Origin of the sequence: Paraclostridium sp. AKS73 (genome assembly GCF_025671395.1) — a bacterium.
Taxonomy (GTDB): Bacteria; Bacillota; Clostridia; order Peptostreptococcales; family Peptostreptococcaceae; genus Paraclostridium; species Paraclostridium benzoelyticum.
The window spans coordinates 44,662-63,809 of sequence record NZ_JAIXHU010000001.1 but is presented as its reverse complement, the minus strand read 5'-3'; the positions used below and the strand labels follow the sequence as shown (position 1 = coordinate 63,809).

The 19,148-nt window shown below is 29.7% G+C and carries 16 protein-coding genes and 3 pseudogenes; 2 read left to right on the top strand and 17 right to left on the bottom strand.

Translation table 11 applies throughout. The features are described from left to right. Positions 1-103: 103 nt before the first annotated feature. The 8 genes and pseudogenes from rsmH to LEQ07_RS00315 all read right to left on the bottom strand — a co-directional run bounded on the left by rsmH (position 104) and on the right by LEQ07_RS00315 (position 6,316). Entirely contained in the window at positions 104-1,039 is a 936-nt protein-coding gene (rsmH, locus tag LEQ07_RS00350; protein ID WP_021430063.1) for a 16S rRNA (cytosine(1402)-N(4))-methyltransferase RsmH, read from the bottom strand. Positions 1,040-1,042: 3 nt separating this feature from the next. Beyond that, the gene (gene lgt / locus LEQ07_RS00345) at positions 1,043-1,798 is read right to left on the bottom strand and encodes a prolipoprotein diacylglyceryl transferase (protein WP_046823318.1); all 756 of its coding nucleotides are present in this window, start codon (positions 1,796-1,798) and stop codon (positions 1,043-1,045) included. A 10-nt stretch (positions 1,799-1,808) separates the two neighbouring features. Continuing rightward, positions 1,809-2,588 carry a tyrosine-protein phosphatase gene (locus LEQ07_RS00340; RefSeq protein ID WP_263329144.1) on the bottom strand — a complete coding sequence of 260 codons (780 nt, stop codon included), beginning with the start codon at positions 2,586-2,588 and terminating at the stop codon, positions 1,809-1,811. Between the two features lie 241 nt (positions 2,589-2,829). After that, a pseudogene (gene yfmH, locus LEQ07_RS00335) lies at positions 2,830-4,115 on the bottom strand (EF-P 5-aminopentanol modification-associated protein YfmH). Between the two features lie 9 nt (positions 4,116-4,124). Beyond that, positions 4,125-4,612: pseudogene (locus tag LEQ07_RS00330) on the bottom strand (M16 family metallopeptidase). A gap of 44 nt (positions 4,613-4,656) precedes the next feature. Continuing rightward, complete coding sequence (locus LEQ07_RS00325) at positions 4,657-5,385, bottom strand: hypothetical protein (RefSeq protein ID WP_263329143.1); 729 nt, start codon at positions 5,383-5,385, stop codon at positions 4,657-4,659. A 9-nt stretch (positions 5,386-5,394) separates the two neighbouring features. Further along, positions 5,395-5,571, bottom strand: coding sequence for a hypothetical protein (locus LEQ07_RS00320; RefSeq protein WP_263329142.1), 177 nt, complete (start codon positions 5,569-5,571; stop codon positions 5,395-5,397). 55 nt (positions 5,572-5,626) lie between these two features. After that, entirely contained in the window at positions 5,627-6,316 is a 690-nt protein-coding gene (locus tag LEQ07_RS00315; RefSeq protein WP_263329141.1) for a CbiX/SirB N-terminal domain-containing protein, read from the bottom strand. Positions 6,317-6,614: 298 nt separating this feature from the next. Between LEQ07_RS00315 and ychF the strand changes: the two genes are divergently transcribed. Beyond that, the gene (ychF, locus tag LEQ07_RS00310) at positions 6,615-7,712 is read left to right on the top strand and encodes a redox-regulated ATPase YchF (RefSeq protein ID WP_046823323.1); all 1,098 of its coding nucleotides are present in this window, start codon (positions 6,615-6,617) and stop codon (positions 7,710-7,712) included. A 347-nt stretch (positions 7,713-8,059) separates the two neighbouring features. Here ychF and LEQ07_RS00305 read toward each other — a convergent pair whose 3' ends face one another. From LEQ07_RS00305 to deoC, 5 genes and pseudogenes are all read right to left on the bottom strand, one after another. Further along, positions 8,060-9,514 carry a UDP-N-acetylmuramoyl-L-alanyl-D-glutamate--2,6-diaminopimelate ligase gene (locus LEQ07_RS00305; protein ID WP_263329140.1) on the bottom strand — a complete coding sequence of 485 codons (1,455 nt, stop codon included), beginning with the start codon at positions 9,512-9,514 and terminating at the stop codon, positions 8,060-8,062. Between the two features lie 197 nt (positions 9,515-9,711). Then, positions 9,712-11,601, bottom strand: a complete 1,890-nt coding sequence (gene nifJ / locus LEQ07_RS22750; RefSeq protein ID WP_332842819.1) for a pyruvate:ferredoxin (flavodoxin) oxidoreductase — start codon at positions 11,599-11,601, stop codon at positions 9,712-9,714. A 23-nt stretch (positions 11,602-11,624) separates the two neighbouring features. Further along, positions 11,625-12,185 (bottom strand): 2-oxoacid:acceptor oxidoreductase family protein, encoded by a 561-nt coding sequence (locus LEQ07_RS22745; protein WP_442952389.1) that lies wholly within the window; start codon positions 12,183-12,185, stop codon positions 11,625-11,627. 12 nt (positions 12,186-12,197) lie between these two features. After that, a pseudogene (locus LEQ07_RS22740) lies at positions 12,198-13,144 on the bottom strand (pyruvate:ferredoxin (flavodoxin) oxidoreductase); the annotation flags it as partial. A gap of 329 nt (positions 13,145-13,473) precedes the next feature. Beyond that, positions 13,474-14,148 (bottom strand): deoxyribose-phosphate aldolase, encoded by a 675-nt coding sequence (deoC, locus tag LEQ07_RS00295; protein ID WP_263329139.1) that lies wholly within the window; start codon positions 14,146-14,148, stop codon positions 13,474-13,476. Between the two features lie 250 nt (positions 14,149-14,398). On the opposite strand from deoC, the gene LEQ07_RS00290 reads away from it, so the two are divergent. Next, on the top strand, positions 14,399-14,794 hold the full coding sequence (locus LEQ07_RS00290) for a winged helix-turn-helix transcriptional regulator (RefSeq protein WP_084822091.1): 396 nt from the start codon (positions 14,399-14,401) through the stop codon (positions 14,792-14,794). Positions 14,795-14,931: 137 nt separating this feature from the next. On the opposite strand, the gene pduL is transcribed toward LEQ07_RS00290, so the two are convergent. From pduL to aroC, 4 genes are all read right to left on the bottom strand, one after another. Beyond that, entirely contained in the window at positions 14,932-15,501 is a 570-nt protein-coding gene (gene pduL, locus LEQ07_RS00285; protein ID WP_021430061.1) for a phosphate propanoyltransferase, read from the bottom strand. Between the two features lie 83 nt (positions 15,502-15,584). Continuing rightward, a complete protein-coding gene (aroA, locus tag LEQ07_RS00280; protein ID WP_046823327.1) occupies positions 15,585-16,847 on the bottom strand; it encodes a 3-phosphoshikimate 1-carboxyvinyltransferase in 1,263 nt (420 codons plus the stop codon). Next, the gene (gene aroB / locus LEQ07_RS00275; protein ID WP_263329137.1) at positions 16,840-17,868 is read right to left on the bottom strand and encodes a 3-dehydroquinate synthase; all 1,029 of its coding nucleotides are present in this window, start codon (positions 17,866-17,868) and stop codon (positions 16,840-16,842) included. The genes aroA and aroB overlap by 8 nt, the downstream gene beginning before the upstream one ends. Beyond that, a complete protein-coding gene (aroC, locus tag LEQ07_RS00270; protein ID WP_263329136.1) occupies positions 17,853-19,025 on the bottom strand; it encodes a chorismate synthase in 1,173 nt (390 codons plus the stop codon). The genes aroB and aroC overlap by 16 nt, the downstream gene beginning before the upstream one ends. Between the last annotated feature and the right edge of the window lie 123 nt (positions 19,026-19,148).

The following is a 19,148-nucleotide window of genomic DNA, read 5'->3' as shown; positions in this document are numbered from 1 at the left end:
AGATATATATTATATTTAACTTTCTATATACTCCTTCCTTTTTAGTCTTAATACAAAATTAAAACAATAAAAAACAAAAAAGTCTAAGCTTTCGCTTAGACTTCTATATTCTTTCAGCAACTCTTAATTTTGCACTTCTAGATCTTGGGTTTTCTTCGATTTCTTTGTCTGTTGGTAATATTGGTTTTCTAGTTATAACTTTGACTAAAGCTTCTTTATCGCACTGGCATATAGGAATATGTGGTGGACATATGCAATCTGTTGCTAAATCTCTAAATGCATTTTTTACAATCCTATCTTCTAAAGAGTGGAAAGTTATTATACATATTCTTCCGCCCTCATTCATAATAGAAGCTGCATCATCTATCATCTCAGTTATAACACCTAATTCATTATTCACTTCTATTCTTATAGCCTGGAAAGTTCTTTTGGCTGGATGCGGACCATCTATTCTAGCTTTCTTAGGTATAGCTTTTTTTATAATTTCAACTAATTCACCTGTAGTTTCTATGTTCTTTTCTTTACGTCCTTCTACTATGAACTTAGCTATACGTTTAGCCCAATTATCTTCGCCATAATCTTTTATTATTTTTGATAATTCCGCTTCACTATATGTGTTTACAACATCATAAGCTGAAAAACTGCATCTTATATCCATTCTCATATCTAAAGGTGCATCTTGCATATATGAAAACCCTCTATCAGCCTCATCTAATTGGTGTGATGAAACACCTAAATCCGCTAGAACCCCATCCACTTTATATACACCTATTTTTTCTAATTCATTTTTTAAATTTTGAAAATTACTGTGCACAAACTTTACTCTATCGCTATATTCACTCAATCTTTCTTTTGCTGTATTTATAGCGTTTATATCTTGGTCAAATCCTATAAAAAGTCCATCCTTAGAAAGTCTTTTTACTATTTCTTTGGAGTGGCCTGCACCACCCATTGTACAATCAACATATACTCCATCTGGTTTTATGTTTAAATTATCAATACACTCATCTAAAAGTACCGATACGTGATGAAATTCCATATTTTATCGCTCCTTAATATCATCTATTTCTTTTTTATTTTTCCTTGATAAATATAGGTGGACTATTATTCCTCCTATTACGCCTGCTAAACTTATAACTTGAGCCATTCTAAGAGGCCCTATCATAAGGCTATCCGTTCTAAGCCCTTCTATAAAAAATCTTCCTAAAGAATATAGTATAGCATATAAAACTATAATTTGACCCTCATAAGATTTCTTTTTTCTAAATATACATAGGAATATAAATATACCAAAATCCCATATAGATTCATATAGAAAAGTTGGATGTACTTTTACTCCATCCACCATTATTCCCCATGGTAAATTAGTTGGTCCTCCATGAGCTTCTTTATTTATAAAATTGCCCCATCTTCCTATAGCTTGAGCTAAAGGCATTCCAAGTATAACAGTATCTGCTAATTTTAGAAAATTAATCTTCTTATATCTAGAGAATATATATCCTGCTAATATTCCACCTATTAAAGCTCCATGTATTGCCATTCCACCACCTCTAAAATTGAATATTTGAGATGGGTTATTAGAATAATATTCCCAATTAAATATTACGTAATACAATCTGGCACTTATTAGTCCTACCGGAATTGCAATAATTGCTAAATCTAATATATCATCTTCTTTGATTCCAACTCTTTTAGCCTCTTTCAATGCTATTAATGTACCTAAAATCATACCTGTGGCCATAAGTATTCCATACCACATTACATCTATTCCAAATATAGTAAATGCAATTCTATCCATAAACTGATCCCTACCTTTTAAATAGTCTTTTAAATAAATTTTTCTTTTCTATGTACTTTGTTGGTTCTAAAATGCATATATCTTTATTTTCTAAAATACATTTTTGATTTTCTTCAAATATATTTTTTGCATTTTCTTCTCCATATTGCTTACTTATGTAATCATATACTTCTTTAATTAGTGGTCTTCTCTTTGTACTACTATGTGCATCTGTCGCTATAAAGTGAGCCATATTATTTTCTAGTAAAATTTTACTAGTTTTCTCTGCCTCTTTCCCATTTTTACCTATTACACTAGCTCCATTCAATTGAATTAAAGCTCCCTCATTTATACAATCATATATAATATTTGGATTCTCTTGTACTTTAGAATACCTTTCTACATGTGCTAGTATAGGAATGTGTTTTTTTAACTTTAATTCATACACTATATCTGCTAAATTATTAGGAAAATTATTAGGTGAAAACTCAACTAATATATATTTACTATTATTTAGGCTATGAAACTCTAATTTTTCAAAATCACCTAATAAATCGTCTGTAAAGTAAAGCTCATTTCCTAAAAAAACTTCGATATCTATATTTTCATCTTTTAATTTTTGGTTAAAGCTTTTTAATATTGTTTTTAACTCTTCTCCACTTTTATATTTAAAATCTGGATGATAGTGGGATGTATTAATTATCTTTTTAATTCCTTCGTCTTGTGCTATTTTTGCCATTTCTATAGATTCTTCTAAGCTTTTTGACCCATCATCTACTTGCGGCAATATATGACAATGTATATCTATCATTTAGCTCTCCCTCCTTTTATAAACTAAATGATACCATATTACCTATAAACCATCAATTTTCTTTAACTATTTCACTTTAAAACAAAGCTTTTTTGAGCTTAAAAAATATAAAACTTATATACCTAATTCTTATATATTGTACATAATTATTCCATAGGTGTGCTAAAAATTCGCTTCGCTCATATCGCCAACACCTTCTTCTGTTGCGTAAAAAAAGTGCTATAATTAGCACTTTTTAAATTTACTTAGGTTCTACTATTGAAATTACACAATACTCTTCTTTTAAATGATTTTTTAATCTTTCTTCCACTTCTTTAAACTCTACTTCCTTAATAACATCCAAATAATCTAATAAGTTTATATCTTTAAACTTATATGCTATAAAATTATTAGCTATAAAGTTTACTGAATCAAAGTATTTTATAAATTGACCCATTTTTTTCTTTTTATTCTATTGAAATCTTCCTCACATAATCCTTCTTTTTGATACTTAGTTATATGCTTTAATATAACATCTTTTACTTTCATAGGACTTTCGGATTCTCCTCCTATTAAAGTAAAGGCATAGTCAATTTGAGATGTAAATCCACATCCAAAATTGTCATTTACCAGTCCACTCATATATAACTCATCAAATATTTCACTACCTCTTTTAAAGATCATATCTAAAAGAATTTCTGTAACAACTTCTTTACGAAGAAGTTCTCTCCCTTTAATTCCTACGTTATCATCTTTAAATCCTATATTAAACATAGGCATTGATATAGGGAAATTTGCAACTACCTCTTTTTTATTTATTTCTTTAGATTCTTGAGGATAAAATCTTTTTATACTATGATCTAGTTTTTCTATATCAATATGATTGCTTTTTTTGATACTTTCCATAACTTTATCAACTTCGACATCACCTACTACAAATAAAGCCATATTTCCCGGGTTATAAAATGTATTATAACATTTATAAAGTTCATCTTTTGTAATTTTATATATACTTTCCACAGTTCCTGCTATATCAACATTTACAGGATAATCCTTGTACATCGCTCTTAAGCAATTGAAATATACATTCCAGTCAGGATCATCATTATACATTTTTATTTCCTGCTCAATTATTCCTTTTTCTTTCTCTACATTCTCATCTGTAAAGTATGGAGTTTGTACATAATCTATAAGATGTTCTAAACTTTCATAAAAATTATCTGTGCAAGAAAATAAATATGCAGTCATAGTAAAATTAGTATATGCATTTGCACTAGCTCCTAACTTAGAAAATTTATCAAATGCATTTCCACCATCTGGTTGTTCAAACATTTTATGTTCTAAAAAATGTGCTATACCTTCATTTACTCTGAATTTTTCATTTTCATTTATAGGAATAAATTCTAATTCGTTAGATCCATAATTAGTAGCTAAAACTGCAAATTTTTTCATAAACCCTTTTTTAGGCATAAAATATACATCAAGTCCATTTTCTAATTTTTCATAATAAAGTTCTTCTTTTAATATATCGTTAACTATCTTTTCCATATACTCCTCCTAATTTCTTAAGAAATAAATAGTATCTAATTGTAATTTTTTAAACACACTAATAATTTCTTCTTTATTCACTTTTTCTACATAACTTATAATATCTTCTATGCTTAAATTTGTTTTACTTATATCCTGAGAAAATTTAAAATCAGATAATCCACCTATACTATCTTTTAAAGATCTCATCGAACTTATAAGTGATATTTTACTATTTTCAAGTTCTTCGTCACTTATCTCTCCATTTATTATACTTTCTATCTGTTTTCTAACTAAATCTGTTGTTTTTTCATAATTTTGAGTTTCTATTCCTGAAGATATAAATAGTATTCCTTTATATTTTCTATAGATGAATATATATAGTAACATAAGCTTTCTTTTTCTCTTATATTTATAAACATTTTAGAGTGTGGTCCTCCACCTAAAATATTGCATCCTACAACTAGAGGATAATAATTTTTTGCATCCGCAAAATCTGTATTCGTTCTATATCCCATAACCAATTTACCTTGAGTTATATCCATTTTATCAACTATATTTTTTATAGATTTAACATTTTTTCATATTTCTCTCTAGGTATTTCTATAACTTTTTCTCTTTCAAATTTAAATTTATTTTTTATAATATCTATAACTTTTTCTTCATCAAATTCCCCTTCTATAACAATATCGATAGGAGATGTTTTTAAAATACCTTTATAGTGATTGTATAGATCTTTACCATTTATTTTGTCAATTTCATCTAAATACCCATATTCACTTATACTAAACTTTTCATCTTTGCACATTTCTTCAAAACATCTTTCTAGTGCATATCTTCCTTTGTCATTTATCTTCGCTTTTATTCTCTCAGCTAAGTTTTGTTTTTCTAATTTAAGATATTCCTCTTTAAAAGCACCATTTTCTATTAGTGGGTTATTTATTATTTCATTTAAAAATTCTATTGCATCTGTAAATATAGGTTCTTCTAGGTATTGTTCATTGGTTGTTACTAATTTTATATTTAAAACCTGTCTTTCACCTCTCTTACTTACATCAGCTAATATAGAAGCTCCATACAAATCTTCTAATTTATTAGATATCTCTTTTAACGTTTTATATTTATCACTTGCATTAGTTATCATATTTGGAATTAACGCATTTTTTGTAGTCTCATTCTTGTCTAAAATCCTTTGTATGTATACGCTAACTAAATTTGTTTTAAATTTTTTAGACTTTATTAAAGTTAAATTTATATTTTCATCTAAATTTATTTTTTTTATATTCTCCATATAATCCTCCTATTTTTCTATTAACAATATTTGAGTATACATTTCATCAATAAGTATCTTTACTTTATCTTTTGGCTCTATATAATGAAATCTAACCTCACAAGTATCTAATTCTTTTAAAATACTTTCAACTAAGTTTTTATTGTACATGTTATCAATTGTACATGTAGGAATAACTATATGCAATACATCGATTCCATATTCTAGAAGTTGTTCTCCTGATTTTATTATATCGTCTTTATTATTTTCTAAAAGTGGTAATTTTTATTTGAATTTTTGTATTTTTCTCTTTTTCTATGTAATATTTTATTTTTTCTCTAAAAATAATATCTTGTTCTAAGTTGTTTTCATCTTCTAATCCTATTAAAAGAACACCTGAATCTACATCTTCATTTTTTATATTCCCCAAAATTTCATTGGTGTATGACTTGGCTAAATTATTGGATTTATAAAAAACATCAGTAAGTTTAATATTCACTCCATATTTATTAAGGCTCATAGTATCTAATCTTTTGTTAAATATATCAAAATCTTTACCCTCTGTTATAAACATTGGGCATATTATTATATTTTTATACCCTAGTTCTACAACCTCTTGTACCATATTTTCAAAATATGGTTTAGTGTACATATATGCGTCAACGACTTTGTATTTAGAACCTAATTTAGATCTTAACCCCGATGAAATTTTATGTGCAGTATCTTTAAATTCACTAGTCCCTAGATTTGCATAGTACCCTTTATACTTATGCAAATTATATATACTCGATATGTATGCCTCATATCCCTTATCAAAGTAAATTTCATTTGCACGTTCTCTAATATTATATTTTTTAGATTCTCCATCATATACAAGTATTACTAAAGTTTCATCTTGAACATCTCCATGTTCTATAGATTGAACATTTATATCATCCTTTATAAAAAACATAATTGATAAATTGATTATTAAAAACGAAACTATAAAACCTACAAATAATTTTTTATAATCTTTTCATAATATATAAAATATGTATATACAGACACTGTCGCAGCTATAATAAATATATTCTCCATATACCCATCAAATATAATGCTCAATCCAAATAAAATACCTAAACAAATTGGCATAACCATTGAATCAACTCCATTAAAAGTATAGTTTGCATGACTAATATATATGATGTATAATTAGAATGTATGTCTAAATTAAAATAAATATAAGACTTAAGAAGAGAGGAAGATACAATATGAAATTAGGTATAGTTGGTTTACCAAACGTAGGTAAAAGTACACTATTTAATGCGATAACTCAAGCAGGTGCTGAATCTGCTAACTACCCTTTCTGTACAATAGAGCCAAACGTAGGTGTTGTGGCTGTGCCGGACGAAAGATTAGAAAAATTAAAAGAACTATATGATTCTAAAAAAGTTGTACCTACAGCTATAGAATTTTGTGATATAGCTGGTTTAGTTAGAGGTGCCTCTAAAGGTGAAGGTCTTGGAAATAAATTCTTATCTCACATAAGAGAAGTTGATGCAATAGTACATGTTGTTAGATGTTTCGAAGATCCTAACGTTGTTCACGTTGATGGTTCAGTAGATCCTTTAAGAGATATAGAAACTATAAACTTAGAATTAATATTCTCTGATATAGAAATATTAGAAAGAAGAATTCAAAAGACTCAAAAAGCTGCTAAAGCAGATAAATCTTTAGCTTCAGAGCTTGAGTTCTTAAAAGAAATAATGGCTACTTTAGAAGATAGTAAATGTGTTAGAACTATGGAGTTTACTGAAGATCAACAAGCATTTGTTAACTCATTAAACTTACTTACTTCTAAACCAGTTATATATGCTACTAACGTAAGTGAAGATGATTTAGCTGATGAAGCTCAAAACAATGAATATGTAAATAGAGTTAGAGAATTCGCATCAACTGAAGATGCTGAAGTTGTTGTTGTATGTGCTCAAATAGAAGCTGAAATAGCAGAACTTGACACTGAGGAAGAAAAGAAAGAGTTCTTAGAAACATTAGGTCTTGATCAATCTGGACTTGATAAACTTATAAAATCTTCATATGCTTTACTTGGACTTGTTTCTTATTTAACTGCTGGACCTCAAGAGGTTAGAGCTTGGACTATAAAGGTCGGAACTAAAGCTCCTCAAGCTGGTGGTAAGATACACTCTGATATAGAGAGAGGGTTCATAAGAGCGGAAACTATAGCATTTGATGATTTAGTTAATGTAGGAACAATGACAGCTGCTAAAGATAAAGGTTTAGTTAGACTTGAAGGTAAAGAATATATAGTTAAAGACGGAGATGTTATATTATTCAGATTTAACGTTTAATAAAATGTAAAAAGAGTGAATATATTTTGCTACACAAGCTGAAAAAATGCTTGAAATGTAGCTAAAATATACTCACTCTTTTTATTTTGTTCAAATTTAACTAATTTTCTATTTGTGCATTATATCTTTGTATAATTTTACGTAGATATTAATACAAAAAATATAAAAAGAACAATTTTTAATCTAATTGCTCTTTTTAGTAATTACAGATCCCTTAAATTTAAAAATAAGTTTTTAAACCAGATTAGCGAAGATTGAATATATAAGATTTAACGACTTTTAAAGCATCTTTCCAGCTTTAGGAGCAAAACTTATATATTCACCTGAGCGCCCCACTATTTTAAACCTTATTTATTTTGTAAAAACTCGTTAGCTATTTCTTTATCATCAAAGTGATGTTTAACTTTACCGATTATTTGGTAATTTTCATGCCCTTTACCTGCAATTAGTATTACATCACCTTTTTGCGCTATTTCTATAGCTTCTTTTATAGCTTCTTTTCTATCTATAACAACTTTATAATTTTCTTTAGATTTATCTAATCCTTCTAATATATCATTTATTATAAGTTCTGGATCTTCTGTTCTTGGATTATCTGATGTTACTATACATATATCTGAAAGTTTTTGAGCAATATTTCCCATTAAAGGTCTTTTAGTTGTATCTCTATCTCCTCCACATCCAAATACTGTTATTATCCTATTTTTAACAAACTCTCTAGCTGTTTTGATTACATTTTCTAATGCATCTGGAGTATGAGCATAATCTACTATAACACTTATTCCAGTTTCATTAGATATAGCTTCAAATCTTCCTGCTACTCCACCTGTATTTTTTAATCCATTTAGAACTATTTCTTTAGGAATTTCAAGTGCATAACATGCAGCTATAACCGCTAGAGTATTATAAACCGTGAATTTACCAGGAACCGGAACAAATATATCTTCTTCATAAGTTGGAGTTACAAGTTTATACGATACTCCTCTAGATTCTATTTTTATGTCTTTAGCCATAAAATCAGCCTCGTGATCTATAGCATAAGTGTAGCATTTTGTATCTAAGTTTTTTATATTTTTATATATAACTTTTCCGCCTTCATCATCTATATTTATAACATTAGCATTAGTTGTCATATAGAATAATTTCTCTTTAGCATTTCTATAATCTTCTAAATCCTTGTGAAAGTCTAAGTGGTCTGGAGTTAAGTTAGTGAATACCCCAACCTTATACTTAGTTTGAGCCACTCTGTTTAATGCTAATGCATGAGATGAAACTTCCATAGCACAATACTTACATCCATTATTTATCATTTGATCGAAGTAATCTTGTAAATCTCTGCTTTCTGGAGTTGTTGAATTTGATTCAATTTCTTTATCTCCATCAGATATTTTTATAGTTCCTATTAATCCTACTTTATTATCAGCTGATGTTAGTATTTCATTTAAAAATGTAGTTATACTAGTTTTTCCATTAGTTCCCGTAACTCCTATAACATCAAATCTTTGACTTGGATGATTGTAGAAATTATCTGCAACTTTAGCCATATCTTCTCTAGTGTTTTTAACTTTTATGAAAGTTACTCCATCTCTTTGGATATCTTCTTGAACTAAAAATGCCTTGGCACCTTTTTCTATAGCCATATCTATAAATTTGTGTCCATCAACTGTAAATCCTTTAACGCATATAAATAGGTCATTCTTTCCTACTTTTCTAGAATCATATTGTATGTTATCTATTTCAATATCTAAACTTCCTTTAGTATCTAAAATATCTAAGCCTTTTATTACTTCTTTTAGTAACATAAATTTAACCTTCCTTCAATAAAAAATTCGCTATGCTTGAATACTTAACTTATTAATCAAGTTTAGCAGTTAGAATTTATAACTATATTATTATATAACAATATCATAAAAATAGAAATTGTCTAGTATGCTATTTTTATTGCAAAAAATGCAAAATAAAATAGAGAGGATAAAATCCTCTCTATTTATATACTAGATTAGTTTTGTTCAGCTAATCTCTTGTAACCTTCGTATCTATCTTTTGCATTTTCTTCTGCCATTTCAAATAATTCATCAGCTACATCTGGGAATTGTTTAGCTATAGCAGAATATCTTACTTGTTTCATTAAGAAGTCTCTGAAGCTTTCAGTTGGCTCTTTAGAGTCTAATGTGAATGGGTTCTTACCTTCAGCTTTTAAAGTTGGGTTGAATCTGTATAAATGCCAGTATCCACACTTAACAGCTTGCTCTATGTTAGCTTGAGCTCTTCCCATACCTTCTTTTAATCCATGAGATATACATGGTGAGTAAGCTATTATTAATGATGGTCCATCATATTTTTCAGCTTCTACTACAGCTTTTATTAATTGGTTCTTATCTGCACCCATACCAACTTGTGCTACATATACGTTTCCATAAGACATAGCCATCATACCTAAATCTTTCTTTTTAGATCTCTTACCTGCTGCTGCGAATTTAGCCATTGCTGCAACTGGAGTTGACTTAGAAGCTTGACCTCCAGTATTAGAGTATATCTCTGTATCAAATACTAATACATTTACATTTTCACCAGAAGCAAGAACGTGATCTAATCCACCGTAACCGATGTCATAAGCCCATCCATCTCCTCCTAGTATCCATTGAGATCTCTTAGCTAAGTAATCTTTTCTAGATTCTATTTCAGCTACTAAAGCTTTTATTTCAGCATTTTCTATATTATGAGCATTTGCTAATACTGCAAGTACTTCTTCAGCTGCTTTAGCTGATGCTTCACTATCTTCTCTATTTTCTAACCAGTTAGTGAATGCTGTTCTTGCTTCATCACATATATCCATAGATATTAATTGTTCCATAGTCTCAACTAACTTAGCTCTCATTTGTTTAACACCTAAGAACATACCAAATCCGTACTCTGCATTATCCTCGAATAATGAGTTTGCCCAAGATGGACCTTTACCTTCATGGTTTACAGTGTATGGAGTTGATGGAGCTGATCCTCCCCATATAGAAGAACATCCAGTAGCATTAGCTATCATCATTCTATCTCCAAATAATTGAGTTACTAACTTAAGATATGGAGTTTCTCCACATCCAGCACAAGCTCCTGAGAACTCCATAAGTGGTTGTCTAAATTGACTTCCTTTAACTGTTGTTGGAGCCATTATATCTCCTTTTGGAGCTACTTTCTTAGTATCAACTGCAAATGCCCAGTTTTCAACTTCAACGTCTTGAGTATCAAGAGGTTTCATAACTAAAGCTTTCTCTTTAGCTGGACATACATCAGCACAGTTTCCACATCCAGTACAGTCCATTGGACTTACTTGCATTCTGTATTGTAATCCTTCAAATCCTTTACCTATAGCTTTCTTAGTATCGAATTTTTCTGGAGCATTTTTCATTTCTTCTTCATTAACTAATACTGGTCTTATACATGCATGAGGACAGATATAAGCACATTGGTTACATTGGATACAGTTATCAACTATCCACTCAGGAACGTTTACTGCTACCCCTCTCTTCTCATATGCAGCAAGTCCAGCTGGGAATGTACCATCTTCTATTCCATTGAATGTACTTACAGGTAAATTATCTCCTTCTTGTGCATTCATAGGTCTTACTATATCTTTTACGAAAGCTGGTTCGTTAACTTCTTCTTTAACATCATCTTTAGCATCTGCCCAGTTAGCTGGTATAGTAACTTTAACTAAAGCATTCATACCTGCATCAACAGCTTTGTAGTTCATGTTAACTATTTTTTCACCTTTTTTACCGTAAGCTTTCTTTATAGAATCTTTTAAGTACTCTATAGCATCAGCTTCTGGTATTATTTGAGCTAACTTGAAGAATGCAGATTGCATTATCATGTTTATTCTGTTTCCAAGTCCTATTTCTTGTCCTAATTTAGTACCGTTTACTGTATAGAATTGGATATCATTTTAGCCATGTAATTTTTCATAGCTGCAGGTAAATGTTCGTTTAACTCATCTTCATTCCAGATAGTGTTAAGAACGAATATTCCACCTTTCTTTAATCCTTTTAATAAATCATATTGATATACATATGATTGATTATGACAAGCAATGTAATCAGCTTCATCTATTAAGTAAGTTGATCTTATAGGAGCATCTCCAAATCTTAAGTGAGACATTGTTATACCACCAGATTTTTTAGAGTCATATGCAAAGTAAGCTTGAGCATACTTTTCAGTGTTATCTCCTATTATTTTTATAGCTTGTTTGTTAGCTCCAACTGTACCATCAGATCCTAATCCCCAGAACTTACATCTTACAGTTCCTTTTTGAGCTATTTTTAATTCATCAGATAATTCTAAAGAAGTGTTAGTAACATCATCAACTATACCTAATGTAAATTGATCTTTAGGATTTTCTAATTTTAAGTTATCATAAACTGTTTTTATATGAGTAGGAACAGTATCTTTTGATCCTAATCCATATCTTCCGCCTATTATCATAGGAGCATTTTCTTTTCCATAATATACTGATTTAACATCTAAGTATAATGGCTCTCCAGTTGCTCCTGGCTCTTTAGTTCTATCTAATACACATATTCTTTCAACTGTTGATGGCATAGCATCTACAAAGTGTTGCATTGAGAATGGTCTGTATAAATGAACTTTAACTAAACCGTACTTTTCTCCTTGTGCATTTAATACATCTATTGTTTCTTCTATAGCTTCTGTTACAGATCCCATAGCTACTATTACATATTTAGCATCTTCTGCTCCATAGTAATCAAATAATCCATGTTTTCTTCCAGTTAACTCAGACATTTGGTTCATGTATTTGTCAACTATTCCAACTATATCATTGTAATATTTATTTGAAGCTTCTCTTGTTTGGAAGTATATATCAGGGTTTTGTGCTGTACCACGAGTTACAGGATGATTTGGTGATAAAGCTCTGTTTCTGAACTCTTGAACAGCTTCCATATTTAATAATTTAGCATAATCTTCATTTTCTAATAATTCAACTTTTTGTATTTCGTGAGATGTTCTGAATCCATCAAAGAAATGTATAATGGTAATCTACCTTCTATTGCAGCTAAATGTGCAACTGGTGCTATATCAGCAACCTCTTGAACTGATCCAGAAGCTAATAATACACATCCTGTTTGTCTAGCAGCCATAACGTCTTGGTGGTCACCGAATATTGATAAAGCTTGTGATGCTAAAGCACGAGCACTTACGTGGAATACTCCAGGTAATAACTCTCCAGCTACTTTATACATATTTGGTATCATAAGTAATAAACCTTGTGATGCAGTGAATGTTGATGTTAATGCTCCAGCTTGTAAAGAACCGTGGAATGCTCCTGCAGCTCCTGCTTCTGATTGCATTTCTACAACACTAACCTTTTGTCCAAATACGTTTTTTCTTCCTTGTGCAGCCCATTCGTCTACAACTTCTGCCATCGTAGATGATGGAGTTATTGGATATATTGCAGCTACATCTGTAAATGCATATGCAACGTGAGCAGCAGCAGTGTTACCATCTACTGTTTTCATAAATTTTGCCATAGTATGTATCCTCCTTGTATATTCCTCCCAAAATAGTCCTTTGTATTCTATATTGAGTAAATATTTTGAATAGTTTAAGATATTCTTAAGTAATAAATTCTACATTAACTTACAAATTCCTTCTATTCAATATATGTTTTTGTTTTTTGTATACTTTAAAAGTTCAATATTACATATATACCCTATTTGTATACTTAAAAACATTTTTTCTGCTATTTATTTTTTTAATATCCTTGCGTTTCAGAATCTTCACCTTTAGCAATTGCAATTGATGCACTTGCTCCTATTCTAGAGCATCCAGCCTCAATTACAGCTTTTGCATCTTTTTGATTTCTTACTCCACCTGAAGCTTTTACTCCTATATTAGGTCCAACAACATCTCTCATAAGTTTTATATCTTCAGGAGTTGATCCTCCTGTTCCAAAACCAGTTGATGTTTTTACATAATCAGCTCCAGCTTTAACTGATAATTCACAAGCTATTTTCTTTTCTTCATCATTTAAATAGCATGTTTCTATTATTACTTTCACTAATGCTCTTTTATTAGAAGCATCTACAACAGCTTTTATATCCTCTAGTACATAATCGTACTTTTTATCTTTTAATGCTGCTATGTTTATAACCATATCAACTTCATCTGCACCTTTTTTAATAGCATCGTCTGTTTCAAAAGCTTTTACTTCTGATGTATTTGCCCCTAGAGGGAATCCTATAACAGTACATACCTTTACATTAGATCCTTCTAATTCTTTTTTTGCAAGTTCTATATTTGCTGGGTTTATACATACTGAAAAGAAATTATATTCTTTAGCTTCCTTACATAATTGTTTTACATCATTTTCTGTGGCAAAAGCCTTTAAAATAGTATGATCAATCATTTTAGCTATATTTTTATCCATAAATATGTCTCCTTTTTATTTTTATAATGTTCTTTTATTATAGCAAATATATACATTTTTTTGTATATATCACTTACTTATTATAATTTACAGAGTATCATATTTTTATTAAAAATTTTAAGGTACCAACGAATAGATAGCTTGCGAAATTCATGATATAATAGTACCAATTAAGTTTTTTTATAACAAGTAGGTACTTTTTTGTTTTATAGTACCCAAAAGTATACTATTATAATTCAAGGTGGTTATTATGAAAATTCAACTCGAGGTACAAGATCATTCTAAATGTCATATGAATGAAAGATGTAATAAGTATGAAATGTGTCCTATAAACTTAGTTCATAAAATTATTTCGGGAAAATGGAAAATATTAATTCTTTGGTATTTAATGCCTAATCCTCTTAGATTTAGTGATTTAAGACGTAAACTTCCTGATGTAACTCAAAAAATGTTAACACAACAGTTGAGAAGTTTAGAGTCTCATAACCTAGTCTATAGAAAAGTATATCCTGTAGTTCCTCCGAAGGTAGAATATGGACTTACAGAATGTGGGGAGAAACTTATTCCGGTTTTAGAAAGCATGTATAGCTATGGAGTAGATTATCTTCAGGAAAATAGTTTGGATAGCTTAAAATTAGATAAGTAGTTTTTGTGTGAATAGAACCTTTATTGTATGTATAGGATTTGATTTAGTTTCTTATTTACATATATCTATAATTCAATCTTAAATAATTTCATATAAACAAAAAAGTATGTGAAAATCACATACTTTTTTTATATATATTACTCAGCTATTAACTCTACCATATCTCCGTTTCTAACAGCTGCTGCATTTCCTTCTTCAACGTCAACATGCATTTCTAAAGCAAAGTTAGCATTAGCTCTTACTAATACATTTTCGAAAACTATAGATCTAGGTCCGAAAGTTCTAACTTTTACTATTTGCTTGTCTTTTACTCCAAATTTAGCTGCGTCATCTAAGCTCATATGTATATGTCTTGATGCAACTATAACACCTTCTGTTAATTCTACTTCACCTGCTGGCCCAACTAATTTAACTCCTGGAGTTCCTTCTATATCTCCAGATTCCTTTATTGGAGCTTTAACTCCTAAAGTAAATCCGTCTGCTAAAGATATTTCAACTTGTGTGTTAGGTCTAGCTGGTCCTAAAACTCTAACTCCTTTTATAGTTCCTTTAGGTCCTACTAAATCAACTTTCTCTTCACAAGCATATTGCCCTGGTTGGCTTAATGGCTTGAATTCTACTAATTGATGACCTGCTCCAAATAATGTCTCTATATCTGCTTGACTTAAATGAACGTGTTTATTTGATAATGCTATTGGTAATTTCATTTATAAAGTCCTCCTAAGTTTTTTAAAATATTGCAATACAATTATACATAATATTCCTAATAAAATCAAATTTTATTCTAATTTTACTTTAATAAATTATTTATTAAATCGAAATATCCCGGAAAAGATATATCTATGCAAGCTGTGTTATCTAAATTCAATTTACCTTCTGAAATCAATGAAGCTACTGAAAATGCCATAGCTATCCTATGGTCATTAAAAGTTTTTATATTTGCTCCTTTTAATTTTGTTTTACCTTTTATTACCATGCCATCTTCTAGTTCTTCTATTTCTGCTCCCATGTTTTTTAAATTATCAACAACAGCTTTTATTCTATTACTTTCTTTTACTTTAAGTTCTTTCGCATCTTTTATTACTGTTGTTCCATTAGCTTGAGTTGCTAAAATTGCAATTATAGGTATTTCATCTATTAATCTAGGTATTAAATTTGAATCTATAGTTGTACCTATTAATTTGTCGCTATATCTTACGATTAAATCTCCTACAACTTCTCCGCTTTCAACTCTTTTATCTATAATTTCAAAATTTCCATTCATAGCTTCTAATACATCTATTATTCCTGTTCTAGTTTCATTTAATCCAACATTTTTTATAAGAACTTCTGAACCTTCAACTATACTAGCAGCTGCAATTATAAACGCCGCTGATGAAATATCTCCTGCTACATTTATATTTTCTACTGAAAAAAGCTCCCTTACAGGTTGTACACCTATTTTTAAGTCAGTAGATTTTATATCAGCTCCAAATGACTTTAACATTATCTCTGTATGATTTCTACTTTTTGATTTTTCAATTATAGTACTACTACTATCTGCATATAAAGATGCTAATATTATAGATGATTTTACTTGAGCAGATGCAACTGGCATTTTATACTCAATTCCATTTAAATTTCCACCATATATAGTTATAGGAGTAAAATTTGCATCATCATTTCCTTTTATATTACATCCCATTAATCTTAGCGGGTCAGTTACTCTTTTCATAGGCCTTTTACCTATAGATTCATCCCCTATTACAGTGGACTCAAATTCATTTCCAGCAAGTATCCCCATCATAAGCCTTATCGTCGTCCCTGAGTTTCCAACATTTAAAATTTCATTAGGCTTTTTTAGCCCTCTCAATCCAACTCCCTTTACGATAACTTCCTTATCATTTATATCTATATTTACACCCATTTTTCTAAAACAATCAATGGTACTTAAACAATCTTGTCCCATTAAAAAATTTTTTATTCTTGTAGTACCTTTCGCTATAGATGAAAACATTATAGCTCTATGAGATATGGATTTGTCTCCAATTAACTCTACAGTTCCTTTAAGCATTAGTGCACCTCTTTATTACTTCTAATATTTCACTTTCTTGTATATTATCAAAAACTTCCACTTTTCCTCTTCCAACTGGTATAACTAGATTTATACTTCCAAAGCTGTTCTTCTTATCACTTTTCATCAAGTCTAGTATTTTTTCTGGATTATGGTATTTAATAGAAATAGGTATATTTAATAATTTAGATACGTATAAAAATTGTTGGTAGTATTCAGCGTCTATAAATCCTTTATCTAAAGCTAAATTAAATGCCATGTTTGTACCTATGTTAACAGCAAACCCATGGCTTAATCCACAAAGTCTTTCAATTCCATGCCCAAATGTATGGCCTAAATTTAAAATTTTTCTTAATCCATTTTCTTTTTCATCTTTATTTACTACTTCATGTTTTATAGATGTACATTTATTTATAATATAAGACAATACATCTTGATTTTTCAATAATATACCTTCACTATTCTCAATTATGTAATTTAAAAATTCATAATCATATATAAATGAGTATTTTAAAGCTTCTGCCATCCCACTTAAAAATTCACTTTCATTTAAAGTTTTTAGTGCATTTACATTTATATATGTAAATTTAGGCTGATAAAATGCTCCTATTATATTTTTTATATTTCCTATATTTATACCTGTTTTTCCTCCAACAGATGAATCAACTTGAGCTAATAATGTTGTAGGGACTTGAATTAAATCAATTCCTCTCATATACGTAGCTGCAATAAATCCAGCTAAATCTCCTACAACTCCTCCACCTAATGCAATTATAGCTGATTTTCTAGTTATCCCAACAGTTATGCAAAATTCCATTATATTTTCATAAACAGCCAAAGTTTTAGATAGCTCTCCACTTTTAACTATAAACACTTCTATAAACTCATGATTCAATACCTTTACAAATTCATCAAACTGATATCTATTTACATTTTCATCAGTTATTATAAGTAACTTATCGTATCTACAGTTTAATTCAAATTCATTATAATCATATTCAATTTTTATAGATTTTTCCATCCTCTATCACCTAGCCTATTCATATACGAATTATAGTTATTCATTACATCTTCTATATTATCTTTTCCAAATTTATCTAGCATAAATTGTAAAATTACAAACGCAACTACATTTTCACATACAACACTGCATGCTGGAACTGCGCAAGTATCTGATCTTTCAACAGTAGCTTGGAAACTTTCTAATGTTTTCATATTTATAGAGTTTAGAGGTTTGTATAGTGTAGGTATTGGTTTCATTGCACACCTTACTACAATTTCATCACCTGTAGTCATTCCACCTTCTATTCCACCTAATCTATTGCTTTCTCTGTATATACCTTTTTCATCGTTATAAAAAATTTCATCCATAACATTTGATCCTCTATTGTTTGCAACATCAAATCCTATTCCTATTTCTACCCCTTTTATAGCTTGAATACTCATTACATTCATAGCTATGTGAGCATCTATTTTTTTATCATAATGGACATACGATCCTAATCCAGGAGGTACGTTTTTTACCCTTATCTCAATTATTCCGCCTAATGTATCCTTTTCAGATTTAGCCATATCAATTTCTGATATCATCAATTCTTCTATATCTTTGTCAATACATCTAACTTCACTTATATCCACATTATCTTTTATAAAATCAAAGTTATATATTTTATCAACCTTTGCGTTTCCAATTTGGACTACATGTGATGCAAATTCTATGTCAAATGTTTTTAGAACCTGTTTGCAAATTGCCCCTACTGCAACTCTACTAGCAGTTTCTCTAGCACTAGATCTCTCCAAAACATTTCTAGCATCATCAAAATTATACTTTAAAGATCCGATTAAATCTGCATGGCCTGGTCTTACTTGTTCAACTTTTCTAGTTTCTCTATCAATATCTTCAACTGGATTCATATATTTAATCCAATTTTCATAATCTTTATTTTTTATTTGTATAGCTATCGGTCCTCCAATAGTAGTTTTCCCCCTAACCCCGCTAAGTATATCAACAGTATCACTTTCAATTTTCATACGCCCGCCTCTTCCATATCCAGATTGGCGTTTTTTCATCTCTAGGTTTATTTCATCTATATTTAAACTAACATTGGCCGGAATTCCATCTATTATTGATGTCAAACATTTACCATGTGACTCTCCACTTGTTATATATCTAAGCATAAATTTCTCCTCTCGTTTGGTTTATACGTAAAAAATTCGCTTCGCTCATGTCGCCAACGACTTCGTTCGTTGCTCAAAAAGCTTTTTTACGCTCATAACATACAATGTTGGTATAACTAAATT